Annotated in this window: 1 protein-coding gene; it reads right to left on the reverse strand. The window is 39.0% G+C overall.

What is annotated here, in order from left to right; genetic code table 11:
• Nucleotides 1–244: 244 nt before the first annotated feature.
• The coding region (locus tag PX636_RS20245) for an NACHT domain-containing protein (RefSeq protein WP_502882907.1) at nt 245–1259 on the reverse strand (1015 nt) is incomplete at its 5' end.

Here is a 1259-nt window from a genome sequence, read left to right on the forward strand (position 1 = left end):
ATCGTGCTTCAAAACCTGGCATCTTGAGCGGCGCTCGCGTCCTGTAGGGGCGAAGCATTCGGGCAATAACTTATCGGTGAAACCGTAGATTTTCTATCCGAATGCTTCGCCCGTACTTTTTCAGCAAACCCTATGTTCTATAAAAATGGTAATGCAAGGTTTTTGAGGCTCCCAATCCTCATAGTGTTAATATTCGCTAATCTCATCCAATTGGAAAGGCAAGATTTGAGAAAAAAAGGAGAAGTTAAGGAATACGGAGCATTCGGTCTTCGATTTCTTGCCAGACGGTAGGGGAAATATTAACAGCCACTTTTTGGCATTTGAGAATCAGGCGATTAATATAAAAATAATGCCTGTCTATTTTGCAAATTTCTTGGATGGATAAATTAAGTAATTTAGGCGTTAAATTAAAAGCAGTATTCCACATTTTAAATAATTGATCAACAAATTCTTGACGTTCTTTTTCCGTTGCTTTATCGTCAGGAATAATTTGTTTGAAAGCTTCTAAATCAGCGCTTAATTGGGAAAAATTAACCTTAGAAACAATTCGATCCTGAGCAAATAAGTTAACTAACTGGACAAACTCATCGATGAGTTTGGGGGTAAAGGACATCTTGGTGATTAAGTAGGCGATCTCGGGGGCGTAGGCGTAGGCGATGACGATGCTGTGGATGATGGCGGTGACGTTGGGGATGTGGATGACGTTGTAGCTGTAGATGATGCAGGTGTAGAAGATGACGAGCCAATAGGCGAGCGCTCTTCTTCCTACAGGTTTAATCGGACTATCAACAGAATCTTTAGTCATCTCATCTGCCCATTGTAAAATCGGCACTAATTTTTGACCGAGGGGCGTTGTAAGATAATTATGGGCTTCTTTCTCCATTGCTAATAACAATTTATCGGCTTTCCCTCGCATCAAACCCGCCACTAACAAAAAGACCTCTTGCCAACGAGTTTCTGTTATATGATTCTTAACTGTTTCTTCAATCAAATCATTATCATAGATATACTGAGCCGTGAGGTATTCCTGAAGGGTTAAATGAGAAAAAGAATAGACATCTCTCGCCCGCTCTACTAAAATTCCCTGTTCAATTTCAATGGTTTTTAATACTTTTTCTCCGTCCAGATGTTGCGGAGCATTTAAGTTTTGTTTAAGGTGATCTTTAATTTGCTTAACAACTTCTCGTTTTTCTAAAAAAAGTTTATCTGCTACAAAATTCTGATAAGCAATTTCAGATAGCAAAATTTCTTCTTGCTCA

It is taken from the genome of Microcystis sp. M53598_WE2 (genome assembly GCF_030067735.1).
Lineage (GTDB): Bacteria > Cyanobacteriota > Cyanobacteriia > Cyanobacteriales > Microcystaceae > Microcystis > Microcystis aeruginosa.